Below are 20683 nucleotides of genomic sequence, written 5' to 3' on the forward strand. Positions count from 1 at the left end.
ATGGAATAATAATTGAGATGCATCGGCAGCATATGCGCCGATGCCCATGACCGCGCAGTCTTGCCATGCCGAGATGAGGACCATGCCCCGTCCGCATGAGGACTGACTACTCCGCGGCAGACCGAGGAGATAATTATGGTTGATCGCAGGAAAGATCAACACCAGTCCGGAAGCGAAGCGAATGCTGTCCGGGAATCTGAAACCACTCTGGCCCAGAAGGCGCTGCTCAACGATGTCGATCCTTCGTTGACCGATGCCGAGGCCGTAGCGCAAGCCCTGAATGTAGACCCGTCCACCGGTTTAAGCTCCGAGGAGGCCAAGCGCCGTTTGGAGAAGTTCGGTCCGAACGAGCTGGAGGGGGCTCCGCCGGTTCCGAAGTGGAAGAAGTTCCTGCAGCAGTTCCAAGATCCGCTGGTGTATCTATTGCTTGCGGCGACGGTGATTTCCGTCATCGCATGGTTCATCGAAAAGATGAACGCCGCTCCAGGCGCCGAAGGCGGCGAGGCGCTGCCGTTCGACGCTCTCGTTATTGTTTTGATTCTGATCGTCAACGCAGTACTCGGCTATATTCAGGAAGCCAAGGCAGAGCAGGCTGTTGAAGCGTTGAGTCAGATGACGGCACCGCAGACGAATGTGCTGCGTGATAGCAAAATCACTCGTGTCAACACTTCCGAAGTGGTTCCGGGCGACATCATCGTGCTTGGTGAAGGTGACACGGTTTCCGCTGACGGCCGACTGCTCGCAGCGGCTTCACTGCGTATCGCGGAAGCAAGTCTTACCGGTGAGTCCGTGCCGGTTGGCAAGAAGTCGGAAACCCTTGACAGTGCGAAGGCCTTGGGCGACCGCGCCAACATGGTGTTCAACGGCACTTCCGTCACACAGGGTACCGGTCGTGCTGTCGTAACCGGTACCGGCATGAACACGCAGGTCGGTAAGATCGCCGATCTGCTGTCCGCCACCGAAGACGAGGCCACGCCGCTGCAGAAGGAGATGAACTACGTCTCCAAGATTCTCGGCATTGCCGTGTGCATCATCGCCGTGGTTGTGCTTGTCGCGCTGGCTGTTATGGAAGGCTTCCACGACATTCACGATGTCATCGACTCACTGCTGCTGGCCGTTTCCCTGGCTGTGGCCGCAGTGCCGGAAGGTTTGGCCGCAATCCTTACCGTCGTGCTCGCTCTCGGAGTGCAGCGTATGGCCATGCACAACGCCATCGTCAAGAAGCTGCATTCCGTCGAAACATTGGGTTCCGCATCCGTTATCTGCTCGGATAAGACCGGTACGCTGACCCGTAACGAAATGACCGTTGAACGTGTTGTTACCCCGAGCGGCGAAGTGCAGATTACTGGCACCGGCTACGAGCCGGAAGGCAACATGGTCGGCATCGGCTCCGAGCAGGTCTCCGAAGCGGTTGCCACTGAAGTCATCTCTACGCTTGGCGCTGGCAATTTGGCGAATGACGGTGAACTGCGTAAGGGCGATAAGCCTGGTACCTGGGACATCGTCGGCGACCCGACCGAGGTGTCTCTGGTTGTCGCAGCCCGCAAGGTGAAAGCCGACGCGAAGTACTCGAACTTCCAGCGTGTTGCTGAAATCCCGTTTACTTCCGAGCGTAAGCGTATGTCCATTGTCGCGAAGGACAATGCCGAGGCCGGCAAGCTGACTGTGTTCTCCAAGGGTGCTCCGGACGTGCTGTTGGGCTTCTGCTCCCGCATTGCCGTGGCCGGTCAAGTTCGCCCGCTTACCGAAGGAGACCGTCAGACCATTCTCGCCACCGTCGAACGCCTGTCCGGCGAAGCCTACCGTACCCTCGGTCAGGCGTATCGTCCGCTGAACGTCACTTCTCTTGCCGAAGTGCCAGGCATTAAGGGCAACGCCGCAGGTGAGGTCACCGATATCGCCGAACAAAGCGACATCATCGAAACCGATCTTATCTGGAACGGTATGGTCGGCATCATCGATCCGCCGCGCACCGAAGTTCGTGATTCCGTTGCCGAAGCGCATCGCGCCGGAATCCGCACCGTGATGATCACCGGCGATCACCCGCTGACCGCTGCACGTATCGCCTCCGATTTGGGCATCATCGAAAAGGGCGGAAAGGCGCTGACCGGCGATCAGCTCGACGCGCTTACGGACGAAGCCGCCTTCGACAAGGCGACATCGGAAGTATCCGTTTACGCCCGTGTGGCTCCGGAACACAAACTGAAGATCGTTGAATCCTTGCAGCGTCAAGGCAACATCGCGGCAATGACCGGCGACGGCGTCAACGACGCCCCGGCCGTCAAGAGCGCCGACATCGGCGTAGCGATGGGCATTACCGGCACCGAAGTGACGAAACAGTCCGCCAAGATGATTCTGGCCGACGACAACTTCTCCACCATTGTCGCCGCCGTGCGCGAAGGCCGTGGCATCTTCGATAATATTCGCAAGTTCCTGCGCTATCTGCTGAGCTCCAACGTGGGTGAGGTGTTCACCGTGTTCGGCGGCGTTATGCTCGCCGGATTCCTCGGCATCACCCAGCCGGGCGCTCAGGGCGTCACCGTGCCGCTGCTGGCCACCCAGCTGCTGTGGATCAACCTGCTGACCGACGCCGCTCCGGCATTGGCCATGGGCGTCGATCCGTCCACCGAAGACGTGATGAACCGCAAGCCGCGTAAGCTCACCGATCGCGTGATCGACGCACAGATGTGGGGCGACATCATCTACATCGGTATCATTATGGCGGCCGTGACCCTGATCGGTATGGATATGCATCTGGCCGGCGGCCTGTTCACCGATCGTTCCGTGGACGCGCTGGGCCATGACGCTCAGATGACCGAAGCCCGTACGATGGGCTTCACGATTTTGGTGTTCGCTCAGCTGTTCAACGCGCTGGCCTCACGTTCGCACCTGCAGAGCGTGTTCGTCGGCCTGTTCTCGAACAAGTGGCTGTGGGGTGCGATCGGTATCTCGATCGTGCTGCAGCTGGTCGTCATTTATGTGCCGTTCCTGAACACCGCCTTCGGCACCACGCCGTTGGACGCCGTCGCATGGTTGGAATGCATCGGCTTGGCCGCATTCGTGCTGATTGCATCCGAACTGCGCAAGTGCGTGCTGCGTGCAATGGACAAGAACAGGAAGTAGTTCCGCTCTAATCGCAGCATTACGCCGTGTAGCGCTACGCAATGCTGCATAGCTTTGCGCAATGTCGTACAACACCGGCGCACAATGTGTGAGTACAACCCGCACATTGTGCGCCGGTGTCATATATAACGCACAATGTGTGTCCAAACGGCGCACATTGTACGTTGTCCTGAAGCACAATGTGCTCTTCCCCGTCATGTGACGCACATTGTGTGGGTGACACTCGCACATTGTGCGCGCGGTACAGAGGCGTTTGGGTGTACGCAGTGCGCGATGGCCTGACGCCAAAAAGAAACCCCGGCGGGGTGACCGCCGGGGAGAGAAAGGAGAGAGAAGAAGAAAGGGGTTCAATTGTCGGGAACTGTCGTGTTCTCGATCAGCGTCTGCTGATGTTTATTATGAAACCACCCGTTGCTGGGCACATCTCTCGTGTTGTCTGTGAAATTCCTGAGAATTTGACGTTTGCGCCAAAAACCGTCTCTGAATTGCCATCTCCGAAGTCGCCCAACTCATTCATCACAACAGTACTGTTATGACGGTTTGAGGGACGTTGGGGAGCCTGGAACGTCACATCAGTGCTGATATGACGAAAAAGTGGGCTGCAGGTGGGCCGAAATGTCATATCAGTACTGTTATGACATTTTGAGAGTGGACATGTGGGAGGGGGCATGAGTTGCTGGGATTGCGGAGGACTGACGCTGCGGCGGTGTAGGCATGTGGATTTTCGCGGGCAAGTTTGGGGGCGACGTTAGACTGATAGTCAGCAATACGTATACACTCGTTCGCCTGACTGCGATTGAATGATGATGAAAATGCAGCTGGCGTCACCCATGCGTGGAGGAACCGCAAATGCTGTTGTCCGATCGTGATATTCTCGCTGCCCGCGCCGATGGTCACATCGATTTGGATCCATGGACGCCTGAAATGGTACAGCCGGCATCCATCGACGTTCGTCTCGATCGTTTCTTCCGCCTGTTCAACAATCATGCGTACACGTATGTCGATCCGGCGGAGAACCAAGGCGAGCTGACTGAACAGTTCGAGGTCGCGCCGGATGAGCCGTGGATTCTGCATCCGGGTGAATTCGCGTTGGGCTCCACATGGGAGTATGTGAAACTTGACAGCACGATCGCGGCGCGTCTTGAAGGCAAGAGCTCACTGGGGCGTCTCGGCATCCTGACGCATTCCACCGCAGGCTTCATCGATCCCGGTTTCGAAGGCCATATCACGCTGGAGTTGTCAAACGTTTCGACGTTGCCGGTGAAGCTGTGGCCGGGCATGAAGATCGGTCAGATGTGCTTTTTCCAGCTGTCGTCTCCGGCTGAGCATCCGTACGGTTCGAAGGAGATCGGTTCGCATTACCAGGGCCAGCGCGGTCCGACGCCGAGCCGTTCGTATGAGCATTTCTACAGGGCGCAGATTACCGACTGAACACGGATCACGGCTTGTGAACCGCGCGACGCGGTCCTGCGGTCGTGCGCAAGAGCCACCTCGCCTTTTCCGGTCCTGTGACGAAACTCATTTGGAGGACCGTCGTTTTCCGGCTTTCCCCCGATAGACTGGTGTCAGGTATGGCCGGCAATGGTGCTGCACGGGAGAGGTGATGGTCATGGCAGACGATGAATATGATTTCTTCGCCAGCGCCGACGATGAGAACAGCGACTATGGTTCACTGGAATTCGACCGGTCGCATGGACGTAAGGGCATGCGCGCCCAGGATGTGCGTTTATCAAGCACGCTGAGCCGCCATTTTCGCGTGTATGCGCTGATTTGCGGCCTGCTGGCAGTGTGCGCCGCGGCGTCTTCCCTTGTGCATGAGGCCGCTCCGGCGGTGATTGGCGCCTTGGAATCGGTGCGCGGGCGTTATATCGCATTGACGGCAGCCGTGCTGATCGGCCTGACCATGCTGCTGGTCATTGTCGCGCGTACGACGGTTCCGAAACGCGCCAGTCATCACGGCGTCGCTTCGGGTGGCATTCTGATGATGCTGTGTGCGACGTTGCTGTTGATTCTCGGCGTTGTCATCGGCATTCTGTTTCCGTCAGGCATCGTCCAGCCGGCGGTACGCGATGAGGCGCCGGCCGATGACATTACGGCGATGGAACAGCAGATCGACCGGATTGCCGGTGATTGTACCAGTGGCTGGCAGGCGTTGAGCAGTGGGGGATTGCCGGGAATCAACGGCATTGAAGTGTGTGTGGATTCACGCGTCGCTTTTGTCTCGTTTGATTCCGCGGCGTCCGCGGCTCTGTCGATTGCGCCGTTGGAATCGCAGATCGCGCAGCTTTCCGGACAATCGATTGACATGTCCATGGATCTGTCGGAGTGGCGTGTGCTGAGTGGCGAACGCTGGATGGCATTCGGCAGCACCGACACGATGACGGCTTTGCAGGAGCGGTGGGGCGGTGATCTGTCCACATTGCCGGCGTCATCCGGACAGGGACGGTGATTCGTTTCGGCGGCCCTTTCGCGGCATCGCTCGGACGTATGGGTGAGAGCGTTCTATAGTGGCATGTATGAGTGAAGCATCACAACCAATCGTCGGACGTGAATCCACAGTCGTGCCAGGGCGTTTCGGCGATGCTCTGACGGTCGAGCATGCGCAATGGTCGCGCGGCAACGGTATGACCGCGCCGAATCGCCCGTTGTTCCTGTGCCTGCATGGCTGGGGTTCCAATGAGGCTGATTTGGCCGATATGATGCGCTATGTAGCGCCGTATAACGATTACGTCTCGTTGCGTGCCCCGCTGGTGCTGCAGGAGCCGGGCACGGGATTCTCCGATTTCGGCATGATGCAGGGGGCGTATTCCTGGTTTCATGATGCGGTGCCCTCCGGCGATGATCTGGATTGCGATGCGTATGCCGCCGCGCGGGCGGTTGATGCATGGGTTGCGGAGCATGTGCCGGAAAACCGCGATGTCGTGCCGATCGGTTTTTCGCAGGGCGGCTTGCTGGCCGTGCATTTGCTACGCGTGAATCCGGAACGTTACCGCGCGGCGATCAGTCTGTCCGGTTTCGTGGCGCCCGGTAATGTCGTGGGCACCGCGCCCGCGGACGACAGGCTGCCGGATATGCGCATCCCCGTGTTCTATGGCTATGGCCAGCGCGATACGGTGATTGCCAGGTATGAATCGCACGCCGCCGCGGCATGGCTGGAGGAACATACGTGGCTGACCGTGAAGGAGTACGCGAAGCTGGACCACGCGGTCAGCCTTGACGAATTCCGCGATCTTGACCAATGGCTGGTGACGAACGACATCGCTTCGGGCGTGATGTGACCGGCATGTGATTGCGGTCGCCCCATGCCCGCAATCACATGCTGGCGTCTGCATCCACGCTCATCACATACACATTGCGGCGCAGTCGCTTCGCTTGCATGCGGTTGATGTCGCCGGACTCGAACATGTCCTGGATAATGCCTAATTCGATGCCGTAGCTTTCGCGCTTGACGTCGTTGGCCTGTGCGATCGCCGCCGCGCTGACGCCCATATCGGGCCTGGAACGCAACGCTGCCTCGGCGCGGCGATAGTCGAGCAGCAGCGCCGAACAATACTCGGTGTCATAGGTGCTGTGGCGCATCTCCTCGTATAGACGGCTGATAACGTGTTCAATGGCGTCCACCTGGATGCGTCGTGTACAGGCGAAGATCTCGTCTTCGCTGAACAGCGGTGTGGTGTGGCGGATCTTGCTGCCGGCCCGACGCAGCAATGTCGTGATCTGTCGCTGTGTCGCCCTCACCCTTCCTTTGATCCGCCACAATGTCTTGCGTGAATGCCGTTCGGCGTCGACGTGACGAAGTGAGTTCATGATATGGTCCAGCATGCGCTCGCAGGCCTCCGTCTCGGCATGTTCTTCGGCGTGGCTTCCGTCGGCTGACGCTTGTTGTCTGATGGAGTCGATGCGGTCGATGACGTAATCCTTCTCCCAGTTCAACGCATCGATCTGCAGCCGCAGATAGCCCTCCGGATCGATGGCGCCGATGCGTTGTTTCAACCGTGTGATGCGTTTCGTATAGGAATCGACGACCATCAGCACGGCACGACGGTTATCGGACGTGATACGTCCGGTGAGCTCCTCGACGGTGCGCCGCAGCACCTCGATGGTGATTTCGTCGAGTTCGCGGGAATGCTGCGCACTGCGGTTCGGCGCGATGAGTGGCAGCAGGAAATTCGCGAGCAGCAGCGTGATGATGATGACTCCGCCGGCGATGAAGATCAGCTCGTCGCGCATGGGGAATTGCGCGCCATCGGCCAGCGTGTAGGGGATGGTGAACATCAATGACAGGGTGATGGTGCCTTTGGCTCCGCCGAAGGTCATAATGGCGGCCGATCGCCACCGGTCCGCCGTCATTTTGCGACGCAGGTGCGTGGTTTGGTCACGGGCGATGCGCAGCATGCCGGAAGTCCAGACGAAACGCATGGCTATGACCACGAAAGCGATGACCGCAATGGTGGCCAGCAGCTGAAGATTGCTGACATGCGGGTCATCCCAGCTGGCCGACATCGCGTTCGGCAGCAGCATGCCGAGCAGGATGAACACGATGCCGTTCAATGTGAACGACAGCACGGTCCATACGCTTGACGCGACGATGTTGGTGCGGGCGACGTTCGGTCCTACTGCATTGCGGTCGAAACGGATAAACAGGCCGGCGGTGACGACGGCGAGGATACCGGACACTCCGAGCGCCTCCGCCCCCATGTACAGCATGAACGGCAGGAACAGTTCCATGAGGATGCGTGTGGTGGTGCTTTCCCACCCCAATGCGCGCAAAGATTCGAACAGCAGATTGGCGAGCATGCCGACGAGGAGCCCGAACGCCGCGCCGCCGATGAACGAGAGAATGAACCGTCCGGCGGCCTGCCCCACTTCGAATTCACCGGTGAGGGCCGCCGCGATGGCGAATTGGAAGCCGATGATGCCGGAGGCGTCGTTGAACAGCGATTCACCTTGCAGCACGCTTTTCTGACGTTGCGTCAGTGCTGCGTCCTTGCCGAGGGAGCTGACGGCCACCGCGTCGGTCGGACCCAATGCAGCACCCAACGCAAGGGCCGCCGCCAACGACACGGCGGGCCAGATCGAGTGCAACACAAAGCCGACGGCTGCCATGGTGGCGATTGCCAGGCCGATGGCCAGCGACAATGACAGGGTCAGGGTCTTCAGCAATGCGGATTTGTCGATTTCATGTGCTTCCAGATACAGCAGCGGCGCAATGAAAAGAACGATGAACAATTCCGGATCCAACGTCACGTGAGGGAAAGATGGTGTGAGAGCGATCAGCACGCCCAATGCGATTTGCACAAGCGGGGTGGACACCTTGGGGATGAACCGACTGAGAAAGGACGATAGCACCACTGCCGCAACGATGAACAGAACCAATGTGAACACGTCCACGATGTTTCCCCTCTCTTGGATGGCCTCGTCTCTTTGTAAGGGTAGATGTTGCCGTGCCCGTACACTGGAGACATGCTGTCAAAGGAATATGCCGCGATGGGCGAAGCATTGCGTCTGGCTGCGGAAGCTGCCGCCGAGGGGGAGGTCCCCGTCGGCGCCGTTGTATTGGACGCCGACGGGGACGTGATCGGAATCGGCCGGAATAAGCGGGAGGTTCATGGCGATCCGTTGGCACATGCCGAAGTCGAGGCGATGCGGCAGGCGGCGGCCTCGCGAATGTCTTACGATGGGGATCCGTCGTCGCGCGCCTGGAATCTGGCCGACTGCACGCTTGTCGTCACCTTGGAGCCATGCCCGATGTGCGCGGGAGCCTGCGTGCAAACGCATATCGGACGCATCATGTTCGGCGCATGGGACGCCAAATTGGGCGCCTGCGGGTCGGTCTGGGATATTCCACGCGATCCCCATATCGGGCATGCTCCCGAAGTGTATGGCGGCATCCGCGAATCGGAATGCGCCCAAATCCTCACAGCGTTTTTCTCCTCCAAACGCGTTACCCGACAGGCGGCGTTATAGCGTTTTTATTTCCAGCATCGCGGAACACTCCGTATCAAAGCAAGGAAAAACCAAGTGCCTATCATCGGTACTGAAATGTAAGCGACTGAACAAGGATGGGGCGATGACGCACATTCAACTTTTCCATGGGACGGCTTCCGACGGCACTGCGTTGACCGCCGTATACGCGCAGGCGCCGAAGGCCAACGTCGCCTATGCGTTGGTCTGCGCGGCCGACCAGCTGCCGCATATCGTGCATTGGGGCCGACCGTTGCACGATCCCGAGAGCGTGCTCGGCCTGTATGACGCGCAGCGTCCTCAGCGTGTTTCCGGCGCTCTTGACGATACGCCATGGCCCAGCATTCTGCCGACGCAGGCGGAATCCTGGATTGGCCAGCCGCGTTTGACGCTGCGCCGTGAAGGGCATGAAACGCTGTGCAAGTTCACCGGCACCGACATCGCGGTGGACGACGACGTGTGCCGTGTCACCGCCGCGGACGCGGAGCAGGGCGTTACGCTGACCTGGGAGGCGCAGCTGGAAGACAACGGTCTGATCCGTCAGCATGCGACCCTTACCAACAACGCCGCGACGCCGCTCGAAGTGGGCGGCGTGGAGCTTGGCTTCCCCGTGCCGGCCATCGCGACCGAAATCATGACCACCACCGGCCATCACCTGCGTGAACGCTCCCCGCAACGCCAGCCGCTCACCATCGGCCGTTTCGCCAAGTCCAGTCTTGTCGGACGTCCTGATTTCGACGCGTCCCTGCTGCTGACTGCAGGTGTTCCGGGCTTCGGATTCGAGCATGGCGACGCGTATTCCGTGCATGTCGCATGGAGCGGCAATAGTGTGCTCTCCGCGGAACGACTGCCGTATACGACAGGGCTCATTGGTGGTGGCGAAGTGCTGTTCGGCGGTGAAATCATCCTGTCCGAAAGCGAATCGTATACGACTCCGTGGGTGTACGGCTCCTATGGCGACGGCCTGAACGAAGTCGCGTCACGCTTCCATCGGCATCTGCGCGACGTGCATCAGGCGTGGCGCACGCAGCATGGCATTGCGGCCAAGCCGCGCCCGGTCATCCTCAACACGTGGGAGGCCGTCTATTTCGATCACGATTACGATACTCTGACCGCGCTGGCCGATAAGGCCGTGGAATCCGGCGTTGAACGTTTCGTCGTCGACGACGGCTGGTTCGGTTCCCGTCGTGACGATACGTCTGGTCTGGGAGATTGGCAGATCTCTCAGGATGTTTGGCCCGACGGCGACCACAGCCTGAAGGCGCTTGCCGACTACGTGCACGGCAAGGGCATGGAATTCGGCCTGTGGTTCGAGCCGGAAATGATCAATCCGGATTCCGATACCTTCCGCGCGCATCCGGATTGGGTGCTGAAGCCCACCTCGAACCGTCTGCCGATGCAGGGCCGCAGCCAGCAGGTTATCGACCTGACCAATCCCGAGGCGTTCCAATATGTTTACGACGCAATGGATAAGCTGGTCGGCGAACTGGGCATCGACTATATCAAGTGGGACCACAACAAGATGGTCACCGAGGCGATATCCCCGTATTCCGGCCGCCCGGCCATCCATGGGCAGACGCAGGCCACGTACCGCATCTTCCATGATCTGAAGGCAAATCATCCCGGCCTGGAAATCGAAAGCTGCTCGTCCGGCGGTGGACGCGTCGATTTGGGCATCCTGGAAGTCGCCGACCGCATCTGGGCGTCCGACTGCGTCGACCCGGTCGAGCGCGCCGACATTCAGCGCTACACGTCGCTGCTGGTCCCGCCGGAAATGATCGGCGAGCATGTGGGTGCCAGCCCGGCACATTCCACGCATCGCGCCACCAGTCAGGAGCTGCGCATGGCGATGACGTTCTTCGGACACATGGGTATCGAGTGGAATCTGCTCAAGGAGCCGCAGGAGGATATCGATCTGCTGCGCGTGTGGGTGGAGGATTACAAGCGGCATCGTGACGATTTCGCCGCAGGCACCGTCGTGCATGGCGACGGCTCCGATCCGGCCGTGCGCTTGGACGGCGTCGTCTCCGCCGACAAGTCCTGTGCGGTGTACCGTTTCACGCAGCTCACCACGTCCGCCGCCTATCCGGCCGCTCCGGTGCGTTTGCCCGGCTTGGACGAAGACGCCGCATACCGTGTGCGCCCGCTGCCGGTCAGCATGGAGAACGGCCGTATCGGAACGTGGGCCGGCTCTGGCCAAAGCCCGCTCGGCTGGTGGAACGAGGACGGCATCGTCATGGATGCGCAGGCGCTGCAGGCGTACGGTATTCGTCCGCCGGCGTTGCATCCGGCGCAGGCCGTGCTGATTGAAGCCGTTCGCGTCTGATCGGTTTCGCGGCGTTAGCCGATATGCTGCACGATGACGCGGGCCGCCGCCGCTTTCGCCCATAATTGCCAATCATGATTGGCAATGACGAACGGAACGGGGGCGGTTTGGCTGTGTCGATATCGGTTGATGCCGTCACGAATCGAGTCGATGCCTAATTTAGCGATGAATGCGGATTCGCCGGCGATCATCACTTTCGCCGGCATCGCCAGATTGGCGATGATCGCGATTAGGGTGCCTAGGCGGAAGCACGTACGATTCACCAGCTGCGTCGCCAGCGCGCGATGCTCGCGTGCGTCGTGCGCGAACTCTTCGAAGGTGGTGGGGTGCCCCATCATCTGTGAATACTGTTCCGCGATGGAGTCATCGGTCAGGCATTGCGAGCATCCCACATGCCCGGATGGGCAGGTGGGACCTTCCGGGTCAATCGGAATATGACCTGCCAAGCCGTAGCTCTTGTCCGGATAATCCACCGGTTTGCCATGTGCCGCCAACGAATAGCCGACGCCCGCGCCGAATGTCACCACAGCGAACATGTCCAATCCGACGCCGGGGCCAAACCAGCAGGCGTCCACCAGCAGCGAATCGATGTCGTTGAATACGCCGCATGGCAGCCCGGATGCACGATGCACCATCAGGCCAAGATCGACCGGGTCGTTCCAATGGAGGAAAGGCGCGAACGTCACTACGGAATCCTGCTCCACATGCCCGCCGACTGCGATGCCGATGGCAAATGGCCGGGGCAGTCCCGCAGCCTCGACCTCTCCGGCGCATTCCGAGGCGAGTTCGGCGATCAACGCGGTCACATGCGTGGGAGACTGGTCTTCGAACAGGCGCTCATGACAGGACGAAACCACCTCGCCATGCGCGTCGATCGCCGCGGATGTGACGAGGTTCCCATGTACTTTGACGCCGACGACGGTGCGGGCCTTGGCGCACAATTGCAGCGCGGTCTGTGGACGTCCGCGGCGGTCATTGCTTTTTTTGGGTGTGAAGCCCTGCGGAAGCCGGGATTGCGGTTCCGTCGTCATTGACAGCTCTTCGATGACCCCGGCATAAATCAGGTCGCTGGTGATTCGGGAAAGAGCGCCTTGTGACAGATTCAGCATCTGCGCAAGCGTGGTGCGGGCGATAGGACCGTATTGTGCGATGGCTTGGGCCACGCGATGCGTATGTTCAGATCCGGAAAACCATGGTGGAATCGCATTTTCTTGTGCCACAGAGTCTCCTTATCGCCATTATTTCTTTCTTAGAGTCAAAAATACCGCGTTTTTTAATTTCATACATGCGTGAACGCGCTGGTGGTGGGAATGAAAAAACGAAATGCATATGCTGAGGGACTGTCGGGATATGGTAATGAAGCCTCATCTCGAAGGAGACAAAGGAGCATTGATGAATCACGACTTTCACGAAAGGCATGGGGGATTGCGGCGTGCTTTGCGCGGTGCCGCCGTCGCTTCGTGCGCGATCGCAATCGGCATCGGCGCAGCGGGCTGCGGTAGCGATAACGCTGGCACGGTCACGCTGGATTTTTTCCAGTACAAGGCTGAAGCGGGAACATGGTTCGTCGAAAAGGCCAAGAAATTTGAGAAAACCCATCCGAACATCAAAATCAACGTCAACAATTCCTCCGATGCGACCACCGATTTGCGTACGCGTCTGGTGAAGAACCGCGAACCTGACGTCATCACCATCAACGGCGACATCAGTTATGGTCTGCTTGCCGAAACCGGCGTCTTCCATGATTTCACCGACGATCCGGTCGTGGACGATCTCAACGAAGGCATGGTCGATATCGCCAAGGCGTTGGTGCAGACCGATGACGCTTCCAAGAAGCGTCTGTATGCCATTCCATATGCCGGCAACGCCAGCGGCTACATCATCAACGTGGATCTGTGGAAGCAGGTCGGTCTTGACCCGGACAACCCGCCACAGACGTGGAGCGAATTCATCGACATGCTCGAAACGTTCAAGAATGCAGGCATCGCGCCGATGGAAGCCAGCTACGCCGATCCATGGACGCTGCAGGCCCCGCTGTCTTCGTTGAACTCGACGCTGGTGCCGGAAAGCGAATATGCAGGTCTGAAGACCGGTGAAACGACCTTCCAGGACCTATGGCAGCCGGTGAGCGAAAAACTGGTCGAGCTTTTCGACAACTACACGCAGGACAACCCTTCCATCACCTATCAGCAGGCCACGCAGGACTTCGCCAACGGGAAAGCCGCGATTCTGCCGCTTGGCACGTATGCGATTCCCCAGGTGCGCCTGATCGACGAGGACATGAACCTGAGCTTCGCGCAGATGCCGGCCACCGATAACGCCGATGAGCAGAAGCTTACGGCTGGTGACGACGTGATGCTGACGATCGGCGCGCACACCGACCACTACGATGAGGCCCGTGAATTCGTGGACTTTCTCATGGAGCCTGAAAACATCAAGGACTATTGCGACGCACAGTCCGCTTTCGGTCCTCTGAAGGAGACGTACGTCGGCGATAAAGCGTTGGCCAATGTGATGACGTTCTTCGAAGACAACCGCATCACCGATTTCTGCGACCATTATGTGCCGTCCAGCATCAACATCGCAGGTTTCATGCAGTCCCTGGTCTCGTCCGGTGACACCGACGCATTCCTGAACAGCATGCAGACCGAATACGACAAAGTCCAGGCTCGTAACTTCCGATAGGAGAGGAGGAACATCATGAATGCCAACAAGAAAAAGAAGGTAAGCCAATTCTCCAATCGCAAGGTCGACAGGGCGTATTACTGGATGACCGTTCCGGCGATGATCCTCGTGGCGATTTTCCTGTACTGGCCATTCCTGCAGGGCGCGTTCTATTCGCTGACCAATTCGCAGGGGTATGGCACATGGGATTTCATCGGAATCAAGAACTACATCGCCATGTTCTCCGACAGCCGTGTCGGGCATGCCTACCTGTTTACGATTCTGATCGCGATCGCCATTACTGTCTGCACGAATTTCATCGCCATGTTCCTGGCAGTGCTGCTCAACTCCAAGATCGCGTTCAAGAACGGCTTCCGTGCCATCTTCTTCGTGCCCTACACCCTGTCCGTGCTGGTTATCGGCTACGTGTTCAAGTACATCTTCATGGTGCCGTTGCCGGAATTAGGCAAGGCTCTGCATATCGGATGGCTGTCCGATTCGTTGCTGACCAATCCGGATTGGGCATGGTTGCCGATTGTGTTCCTGTCGGTCTGGCAGGGCGTGGCCTATTCGACGCTGCTGTACCTGGCCGGTCTGCAGACCATCGATACGGAGGTCTATGAGGCCGCCGACATCGACGGCGTGAACGCTTGGCAGAAGTTCTGGAAGATCACCTTCCCGCTGATCGGACCGTTCTTCACCATCAACATGGTGCTGAGCCTCAAGAATTCCTTGGGCGCCTTCGACCAGGTTGTGGCGTTGACCGGCGGCGGTCCGGATTCGAAGACCGAAACCGTGTCCTATCTGATTTTCAAGAACGGTCTGGGCAATGGCGAATACGCCTATCAGATGGCGAACGCCGTCACCTTCTTCATCGTTCTGGCCGTGCTGGCGTTCGTCCAGCTCAAGTTCTTCAGCAGCAAGGAGAAGGTCTGACTCGACCTCGACGGGACGTCTCAGACTGTTAAGGAGCATCGAATATGTCTAACGCATCCACAACAACCGTTGCCAAGCCGAAGTACCGCCGCGACCACAACATCAACTGGTGGCTCACCGCAGTGATCGCCGTGCTGTCGCTCACCGTTCTCATCCCACTGTATTTCACAATCGTCACCGCGTTGAAGACGCCGGCCGAGGCCGGCACCTTCAGCCTGCCCACCACCTGGGAATGGCATAATTTCGTGGACGCCTGGAACAAGGTCAATTATCCGAAGGCTGCGTTGAATTCGGCGATCATCACCGTCGCCGCAATCGTGCTGACGTTGTTGACCAACACCTTCGTGGCGTACGCAGTGGCCCGCAATATGGACAAGCGCTTCTTCCGCTTCCTGTATTACTTCTTCCTTGCCATGATGTTCGTGCCTTTCACCGTCATCATGCTGCCGATCGCACATCAGATGGGCACGCTGCATCTGGACAACCAGCTTGGCCTGATCATTCTGTACACGATTCTTGGTCTGGGTACCAACCTGTTCATCGCCATCGGCTTCATCCGTTCCATTCCGGTTTCGTTGGAAGAGGCGGCGCGTATGGACGGCGCCGGTACATGGCGCGTGTTCTGGACGATCATCTTCCCCTTGATGGGGCCGATCAACGCCACTATCGCCATCATGACCGCACTGTGGGCATGGAACGACTTCCTGCTGCCGCTGATCACCATCACGGACCAGTCGAACCAGACGATTCCTCTGGCGCAGTATGTGTTCCAGAGCCAGTTCACCTCGAACTATCCGATGGCATTCGCCTCCTACCTGATGGCCATGGCTCCGGTGCTGATCGTCTACGTCTTCGCCCAGCGTTGGGTCGTCGGCGGCGTGATGCGCGGCGCCGTGAAGTAGTGGCGAATGACGCACATCAGCATCGTCAAATGAAAGGCCGGCGGAAATTCCGCCGGCCTTTTTGCGTTATTTCTTGCCGACGCGCCAATCGGAACGGGGCATAGGAAAGTAAAACTTGCGACTATACGATTTGCAAGCAAAAGGCCATGAATTGATGAAACAGGCGAAGGAGCTGAAAATGACCTCTTACAATCGTCCGGCGCTCGCTGACGATATCCGTACCAATGGCGCGACGCCGAATCCATGGTGGGCCAACGCCGTGGTGTACCAGATTTATCCGCGCTCGTTCCAGGACACGAACGGAGACGGCGTCGGCGACATCAAAGGCATCACGTCACGGCTGGATTATCTGGCCGATCTTGGCGTGGACGTGCTGTGGCTGAGCCCGGTATACAAGTCCCCGCAGGACGACAACGGTTACGATATCTCCGACTATCAGGACATCGATCCGTTGTTCGGCACCCTGGACGATATGGACGAGCTGCTGTCTGAGGCGCATAAGCGCGGTCTGAAGATCGTGATGGATCTTGTGGTGAACCACACTTCCGACGAGCACGCCTGGTTCCAGGCCAGCCGCGACAAGAACGATCCGCATGCGGACTGGTATTGGTGGCGTCCGGCGAAGCCGGGCCATGAGCCGGGCACTCCGGGTGCCGAGCCGAACGAGTGGGGTTCCTATTTCGGTGGCTCCGCATGGCAGTACGATCCGAAGCGCGGCGAATACTTCTTCCATCAGTATTCAAAGAAGCAGCCTGACTTGAATTGGGAGAATCCCGAAGTGCGCAAGGCCGTCTACAAGATGATGAATTGGTGGATGGACCGCGGCATCGACGGCTTCCGCATGGATGTGATCACACAGATTTCCAAAATCATCGACCGTAATGGCCGTCTGCCGGGCGAGACCGGCAGCGAGATCGCCGATGAGCCGGTCGGGCCGGAAGGCTATTCCAATCCGGGCGGTTTCTGCTCCGACGGCCCTCGCATCGACGAATTCCTTGCCGAGATGCGTCGCGAGGTCTTCGAGGGCCGTGAGGGTTTCCTGACGGTGGGTGAAGCGCCGGGCGTAACTCCGGCGCGCAACGAGCACATCACGAATCCCGCGAACAAGGAACTCGACATGCTGTTCCTGTTCGACCACATGGGAGAGGCCGAAGGCCGTTCCAAGTGGGAGCTGGTCCCGTTCCAAATGCCGTGGCTTCGCGGCAAGCTTTCCGCGCAGCAGGATGCGGTGAAGAACGCCGGATGGGCCAGCCTGTTCTTCTGCAATCATGATCAGCCGCGTGTGGTTTCGCGTTGGGGCGACGACACCACGGAAGAAGGCCGTGTGCTGTCCGCCAAGGCCTTCGGCTTGCTTCTGCACATGCATCGCGGTACGCCGTACATCTATCAGGGCGAGGAACTGGGCATGACGAGCGCTCATTTCAAGACGCTTGAGCAGTATCGTGATTTGGAGTCCATCAATGCGTACCGCCAGCGCGTCGAGGAGGCGAAGATCCAGACTCCGGAATCGATGATGGCTTCGTTGGAAAAGGTCAGTCGCGATAATGCGCGTACGCCGATGCAGTGGGATGGTTCCAAGTACGCCGGCTTCACCGCCGTCGACGCTCCGGTTGAGCCGTGGATTTCCGTGAACCCCAATCATGTCGACATCAACGCGGCCGGCGAATTCGATGATCCGGATTCCGTGTACTCCTTCTATAAGAAGCTGATTGCATTGCGTCACAACGATCCGACCGTCGCTGCAGGCGAATGGCAGCTGGTCGATTCCGATAACGATCAGGTCTACGCGTTTACCCGCACGCTGGGCGATGAGAAGCTGCTGGTTGTGGTGAACCTGAGTGGTCATTATGCGACGATTCCGCCGGAAACTGCCGCTCTGATCGCTGATGGCGTTGCTGAACCGCAGGTTGTGATCAGTACGTATGATGCGGCCCGCAGTGCTCGCCATTTGATGAAGGGCGAGCTGGCCTGCTGGGAAGGCGTGGTTGTGCGTTTGTAGCATTCCCATCGCCTGTTTCACGTGAAACAGGCGATGTGTTACACGGAATATGGAATATGTAGGCGGTTCGCAAGGCGGCCGCCTACACTGCTACGTATGGAACAGAAAGACGTCCTTAAGGCGCTGCAGCGCGATCATGCCGCCGAATTGAAACTTGCCGCCGAGCGATTGAAAGGAACCGCTCGCCACACGGAAATTATCCCGTCGCCGACGCTGTCGGAGATGACGGGTCATGAAATTTTGTTGAAGCCGGAAAATCTTCAGGTTACCGGTTCCTTCAAGATTCGTGGCGCCTATAACAAGATCGCTTCGCTGAGCGAGGAGGAGCTTGCTCGCGGTATCGTCACCGCCTCCGCCGGCAATCATGCGCAGGGCGTCGCATATGCCGCCCGCGAGCGTGGCGCGAAGGCGACGATTTGCATGCCGACGATCACGCCGCCTCTGAAGGTCGACGCCACGAAGGCGTACGGCGCGGATGTCGTGCTGCACGGTGATGTATTTGACGAGGCTGCCGCATATGCCGCGGAGCTTTCTGAAAAGCGGGGCATGATTTATGTGCCGCCGTTTGACGATTATGAAGTGTTGTGCGGTCAGGGCACGATTGGTCTGGAAATTCTTGAGGATGTGCCGAACGTTACCGATGTGGTCGTGCCGTTGGGCGGCGGTGGTCTTGGCGCCGGTGTTGCGTTGGCGATTAAGACCTTCAAGCCGGAAGTTCGTGTGATTGGCGCTATTCCGGAAGGCAGCCCCGCCTTCAAGAATTCATTCGCCGCGGGCCGCGTCGTACCCGCCGATCAGGTGTCGACGTCGGCTGAAGGCGTTGCAGTGAAACGTCCAGGCGATTTGACCTTCGCTCTGCTGGACGAATTCCTTGATGATCTGGTTACGGTCACCGAACGCGATATTAACGAAATGATTCTGCTGATGCTGGAAAAGCACAAGCTGGTCGTTGAAGCCGCTGGCGCGGTGTCGTTGGCCGCTTTGGAGCACCTGAATCTGCGCTCCCGCAAGTTTGCGTCGGCCGAAGGCCCGCACGTTGTCGTGCCGATTATGTCTGGCGGCAATATTGATACGGTGACGATGGGCGCTGTAATCCAGAAGGGCATGATTGCCCGCGGCCGCATCATGAATTTCGAAGTCGAATTGCCGGATGTGCCTGGTCAGCTGGTGAAGGTCGCTTCCATTCTGGCTCGTGAACGCGCGAATGTTATCGCGTTGAATCACGATCAGTTCAAGGCTTCCGCGCATTACACGAATGCCGTCGCCTTGGAGGTCACCGTCGAGACGAATGGACCGGATCATATCGACCGCGTGCTTGCCGCCCTCCATGCGGAAGGTTTCCAGCCGCGTCGTATCTACTGATGTGCTGCTGGTGGCGTGACGCTACCGTCATCAATCGCAATTAAATCAATATAAAGATATAAAGTTGGCCGCCTGCACAAACTTGTCAGGCGGCCAACTTCGTCTTTTTATCATCTTTTTACCGTCTTTTACTGCAGGTCTGCTGGCTGCTGACGCAGTTGCCGTCGCAGCTTTAGCCGCAGCCTGTCAGCTTGTCACTGCTCGGCGATGGTGCGTTCCACCAATTCCGGCAGCGCGACGGCGATGTCGTCATGGATTAGTGTCGTTGCAAGCCTGTCGTATTGTGTGCGTCCCATATTCATAATGGTGATCGGCACACCTGCCTGCGCGGCAACTGGCACCAGCGAGGCCGCCGGGAATACTTCCAAGGTGGATCCGATCCCCCAGAATTCGTCGGCCTGCTGCGCTAGACGCATCGACTTTTCCATCGCGCCATCTGGCAGCGATTCGCCGAAGTAGACGACGTCGGTTTTGATGAGCCCGTCGCAAGGCATGTTTCCTTTATATGGCAGTTTACGGCGGCAATGCGGATCCGGGTTTTCGCCCAGATGCGCCATGATGTCGGAGGTGTCGTATTTTGCATGGCATTTCATGCAGTGTGATGTGCCGATGGTGCCATGCAGATTGACGATGACGTCGCTGCTGTTGCCGGCCTTTTCGTGTAGCGCGTCGAAATTTTGTGTGGCGAGCAGGCTCAGCATGCCGGCCTGCTCCAGTTTGACGAGCGCTTTATGCGCGGCGCCTGGCTGCGCGTTCCATACGGGGGATTCCTTCTGCCAGCGCCATGAGTATTCGCGGTCTTCCTTGTTGGAGAAGAATGCGTCGATGTCATATACCTTCGTTTGTTCAGGATGCTTCGTCCAGACGCCGTCGGGGCCGCGGAAGTCAGGGATTCCGGCGGATGTCGAAATGCCTGCGCCGGTAAGAATTGCGATACGTTTTGTCATATGCATTACGGTAGTCCTTTTACTGTTTCTTCGTTTGTTTTTTCGCCGTCGCATTTTGCCAGGGCGCGAAGCGGCCGCTGTAAAAATAAACGCGAGATGAATTGTCGTGTTGCTTGCGATGAAATTTGATGGTTATTCCATAATTGTTGCGGTTTCGGTTGTAGTGTTGACATCGACGGAGATGTCGACGATAGATGTCAACAGGATTTGACGGCAGTGCGACACGCCGTGGAGGCCTTGAAAACATTGACCTCCTAGCTTTTGCATACCTGTCGATTTGCATTCTTTTGCAGGTAAGAGTAAATTAACTTCTTGCTGCCGCACGGTGCGGCCGGGGGTTCGGTCCCGTGGCCTGTTTCGTTGCGTGTGGTGGTGGTTTGAGAACTCAAGAGCGTGTCTGTACTACTTATGCTTTATGTAAGTCAATGATTGCCAGTCCGATTCCCGCTCCCGCGTTTCG

14 protein-coding genes are annotated in these 20683 nt (G+C 58.3%); 11 read left to right on the forward strand and 3 right to left on the reverse strand.

Annotation, left to right across the window (positions count from 1 at the left end):
• The first annotated feature begins 135 nt into the window (after positions 1 to 135).
• The 4 genes from AC1AWD_RS06820 to AC1AWD_RS06835 all read left to right on the forward strand — a co-directional run bounded on the left by AC1AWD_RS06820 (position 136) and on the right by AC1AWD_RS06835 (position 6401).
• Positions 136 to 3123 (forward strand): cation-translocating P-type ATPase, encoded by a 2988-nt coding sequence (locus AC1AWD_RS06820; RefSeq protein WP_476564953.1) that lies wholly within the window; start codon positions 136 to 138, stop codon positions 3121 to 3123.
• 849 nt (positions 3124 to 3972) lie between these two features.
• Positions 3973 to 4554, forward strand: coding sequence for a dCTP deaminase (dcd, locus tag AC1AWD_RS06825; protein WP_476564955.1), 582 nt, complete (start codon positions 3973 to 3975; stop codon positions 4552 to 4554).
• Between the two features lie 178 nt (positions 4555 to 4732).
• Complete coding sequence (locus AC1AWD_RS06830) at positions 4733 to 5572, forward strand: hypothetical protein (protein ID WP_476564956.1); 840 nt, start codon at positions 4733 to 4735, stop codon at positions 5570 to 5572.
• 67 nt (positions 5573 to 5639) lie between these two features.
• Entirely contained in the window at positions 5640 to 6401 is a 762-nt protein-coding gene (locus AC1AWD_RS06835) for an alpha/beta hydrolase (protein ID WP_476564958.1), read from the forward strand.
• Between the two features lie 34 nt (positions 6402 to 6435).
• On the opposite strand, the gene AC1AWD_RS06840 is transcribed toward AC1AWD_RS06835, so the two are convergent.
• A complete protein-coding gene (locus tag AC1AWD_RS06840; RefSeq protein WP_476564959.1) occupies positions 6436 to 8514 on the reverse strand; it encodes a cation:proton antiporter in 2079 nt (692 codons plus the stop codon).
• Between the two features lie 72 nt (positions 8515 to 8586).
• Between AC1AWD_RS06840 and AC1AWD_RS06845 the strand changes: the two genes are divergently transcribed.
• A complete protein-coding gene (locus tag AC1AWD_RS06845) occupies positions 8587 to 9090 on the forward strand; it encodes a nucleoside deaminase (protein WP_476564961.1) in 504 nt (167 codons plus the stop codon).
• Positions 9091 to 9193: 103 nt separating this feature from the next.
• Positions 9194 to 11413, forward strand: coding sequence for an alpha-galactosidase (locus AC1AWD_RS06850; protein WP_476564963.1), 2220 nt, complete (start codon positions 9194 to 9196; stop codon positions 11411 to 11413).
• A 14-nt stretch (positions 11414 to 11427) separates the two neighbouring features.
• Here AC1AWD_RS06850 and AC1AWD_RS06855 read toward each other — a convergent pair whose 3' ends face one another.
• Entirely contained in the window at positions 11428 to 12633 is a 1206-nt protein-coding gene (locus tag AC1AWD_RS06855; RefSeq protein WP_476564965.1) for an ROK family protein, read from the reverse strand.
• Positions 12634 to 12802: 169 nt separating this feature from the next.
• On the opposite strand from AC1AWD_RS06855, the gene AC1AWD_RS06860 reads away from it, so the two are divergent.
• The 5 genes from AC1AWD_RS06860 (at position 12803) to ilvA (ending at position 19276) form a co-directional block, all read left to right on the forward strand.
• Positions 12803 to 14098, forward strand: a complete 1296-nt coding sequence (locus tag AC1AWD_RS06860; RefSeq protein WP_476565003.1) for an ABC transporter substrate-binding protein — start codon at positions 12803 to 12805, stop codon at positions 14096 to 14098.
• Between the two features lie 15 nt (positions 14099 to 14113).
• On the forward strand, positions 14114 to 15013 hold the full coding sequence (locus tag AC1AWD_RS06865; protein WP_476564967.1) for a carbohydrate ABC transporter permease: 900 nt from the start codon (positions 14114 to 14116) through the stop codon (positions 15011 to 15013).
• A 44-nt stretch (positions 15014 to 15057) separates the two neighbouring features.
• On the forward strand, positions 15058 to 15915 hold the full coding sequence (locus AC1AWD_RS06870; RefSeq protein WP_476564969.1) for a carbohydrate ABC transporter permease: 858 nt from the start codon (positions 15058 to 15060) through the stop codon (positions 15913 to 15915).
• A 178-nt stretch (positions 15916 to 16093) separates the two neighbouring features.
• Positions 16094 to 17914 carry a glycoside hydrolase family 13 protein gene (locus tag AC1AWD_RS06875; protein ID WP_476564971.1) on the forward strand — a complete coding sequence of 607 codons (1821 nt, stop codon included), beginning with the start codon at positions 16094 to 16096 and terminating at the stop codon, positions 17912 to 17914.
• A gap of 96 nt (positions 17915 to 18010) precedes the next feature.
• Positions 18011 to 19276 (forward strand): threonine ammonia-lyase, encoded by a 1266-nt coding sequence (gene ilvA / locus AC1AWD_RS06880; RefSeq protein WP_476564972.1) that lies wholly within the window; start codon positions 18011 to 18013, stop codon positions 19274 to 19276.
• A 194-nt stretch (positions 19277 to 19470) separates the two neighbouring features.
• Here ilvA and AC1AWD_RS06885 read toward each other — a convergent pair whose 3' ends face one another.
• A complete protein-coding gene (locus tag AC1AWD_RS06885; RefSeq protein ID WP_476564974.1) occupies positions 19471 to 20223 on the reverse strand; it encodes an SIR2 family NAD-dependent protein deacylase in 753 nt (250 codons plus the stop codon).
• Positions 20224 to 20683: the final 460 nt, after the last annotated feature.

The sequence above is a fragment of the Bifidobacterium sp. LH_512 genome (genome assembly GCF_056356435.1).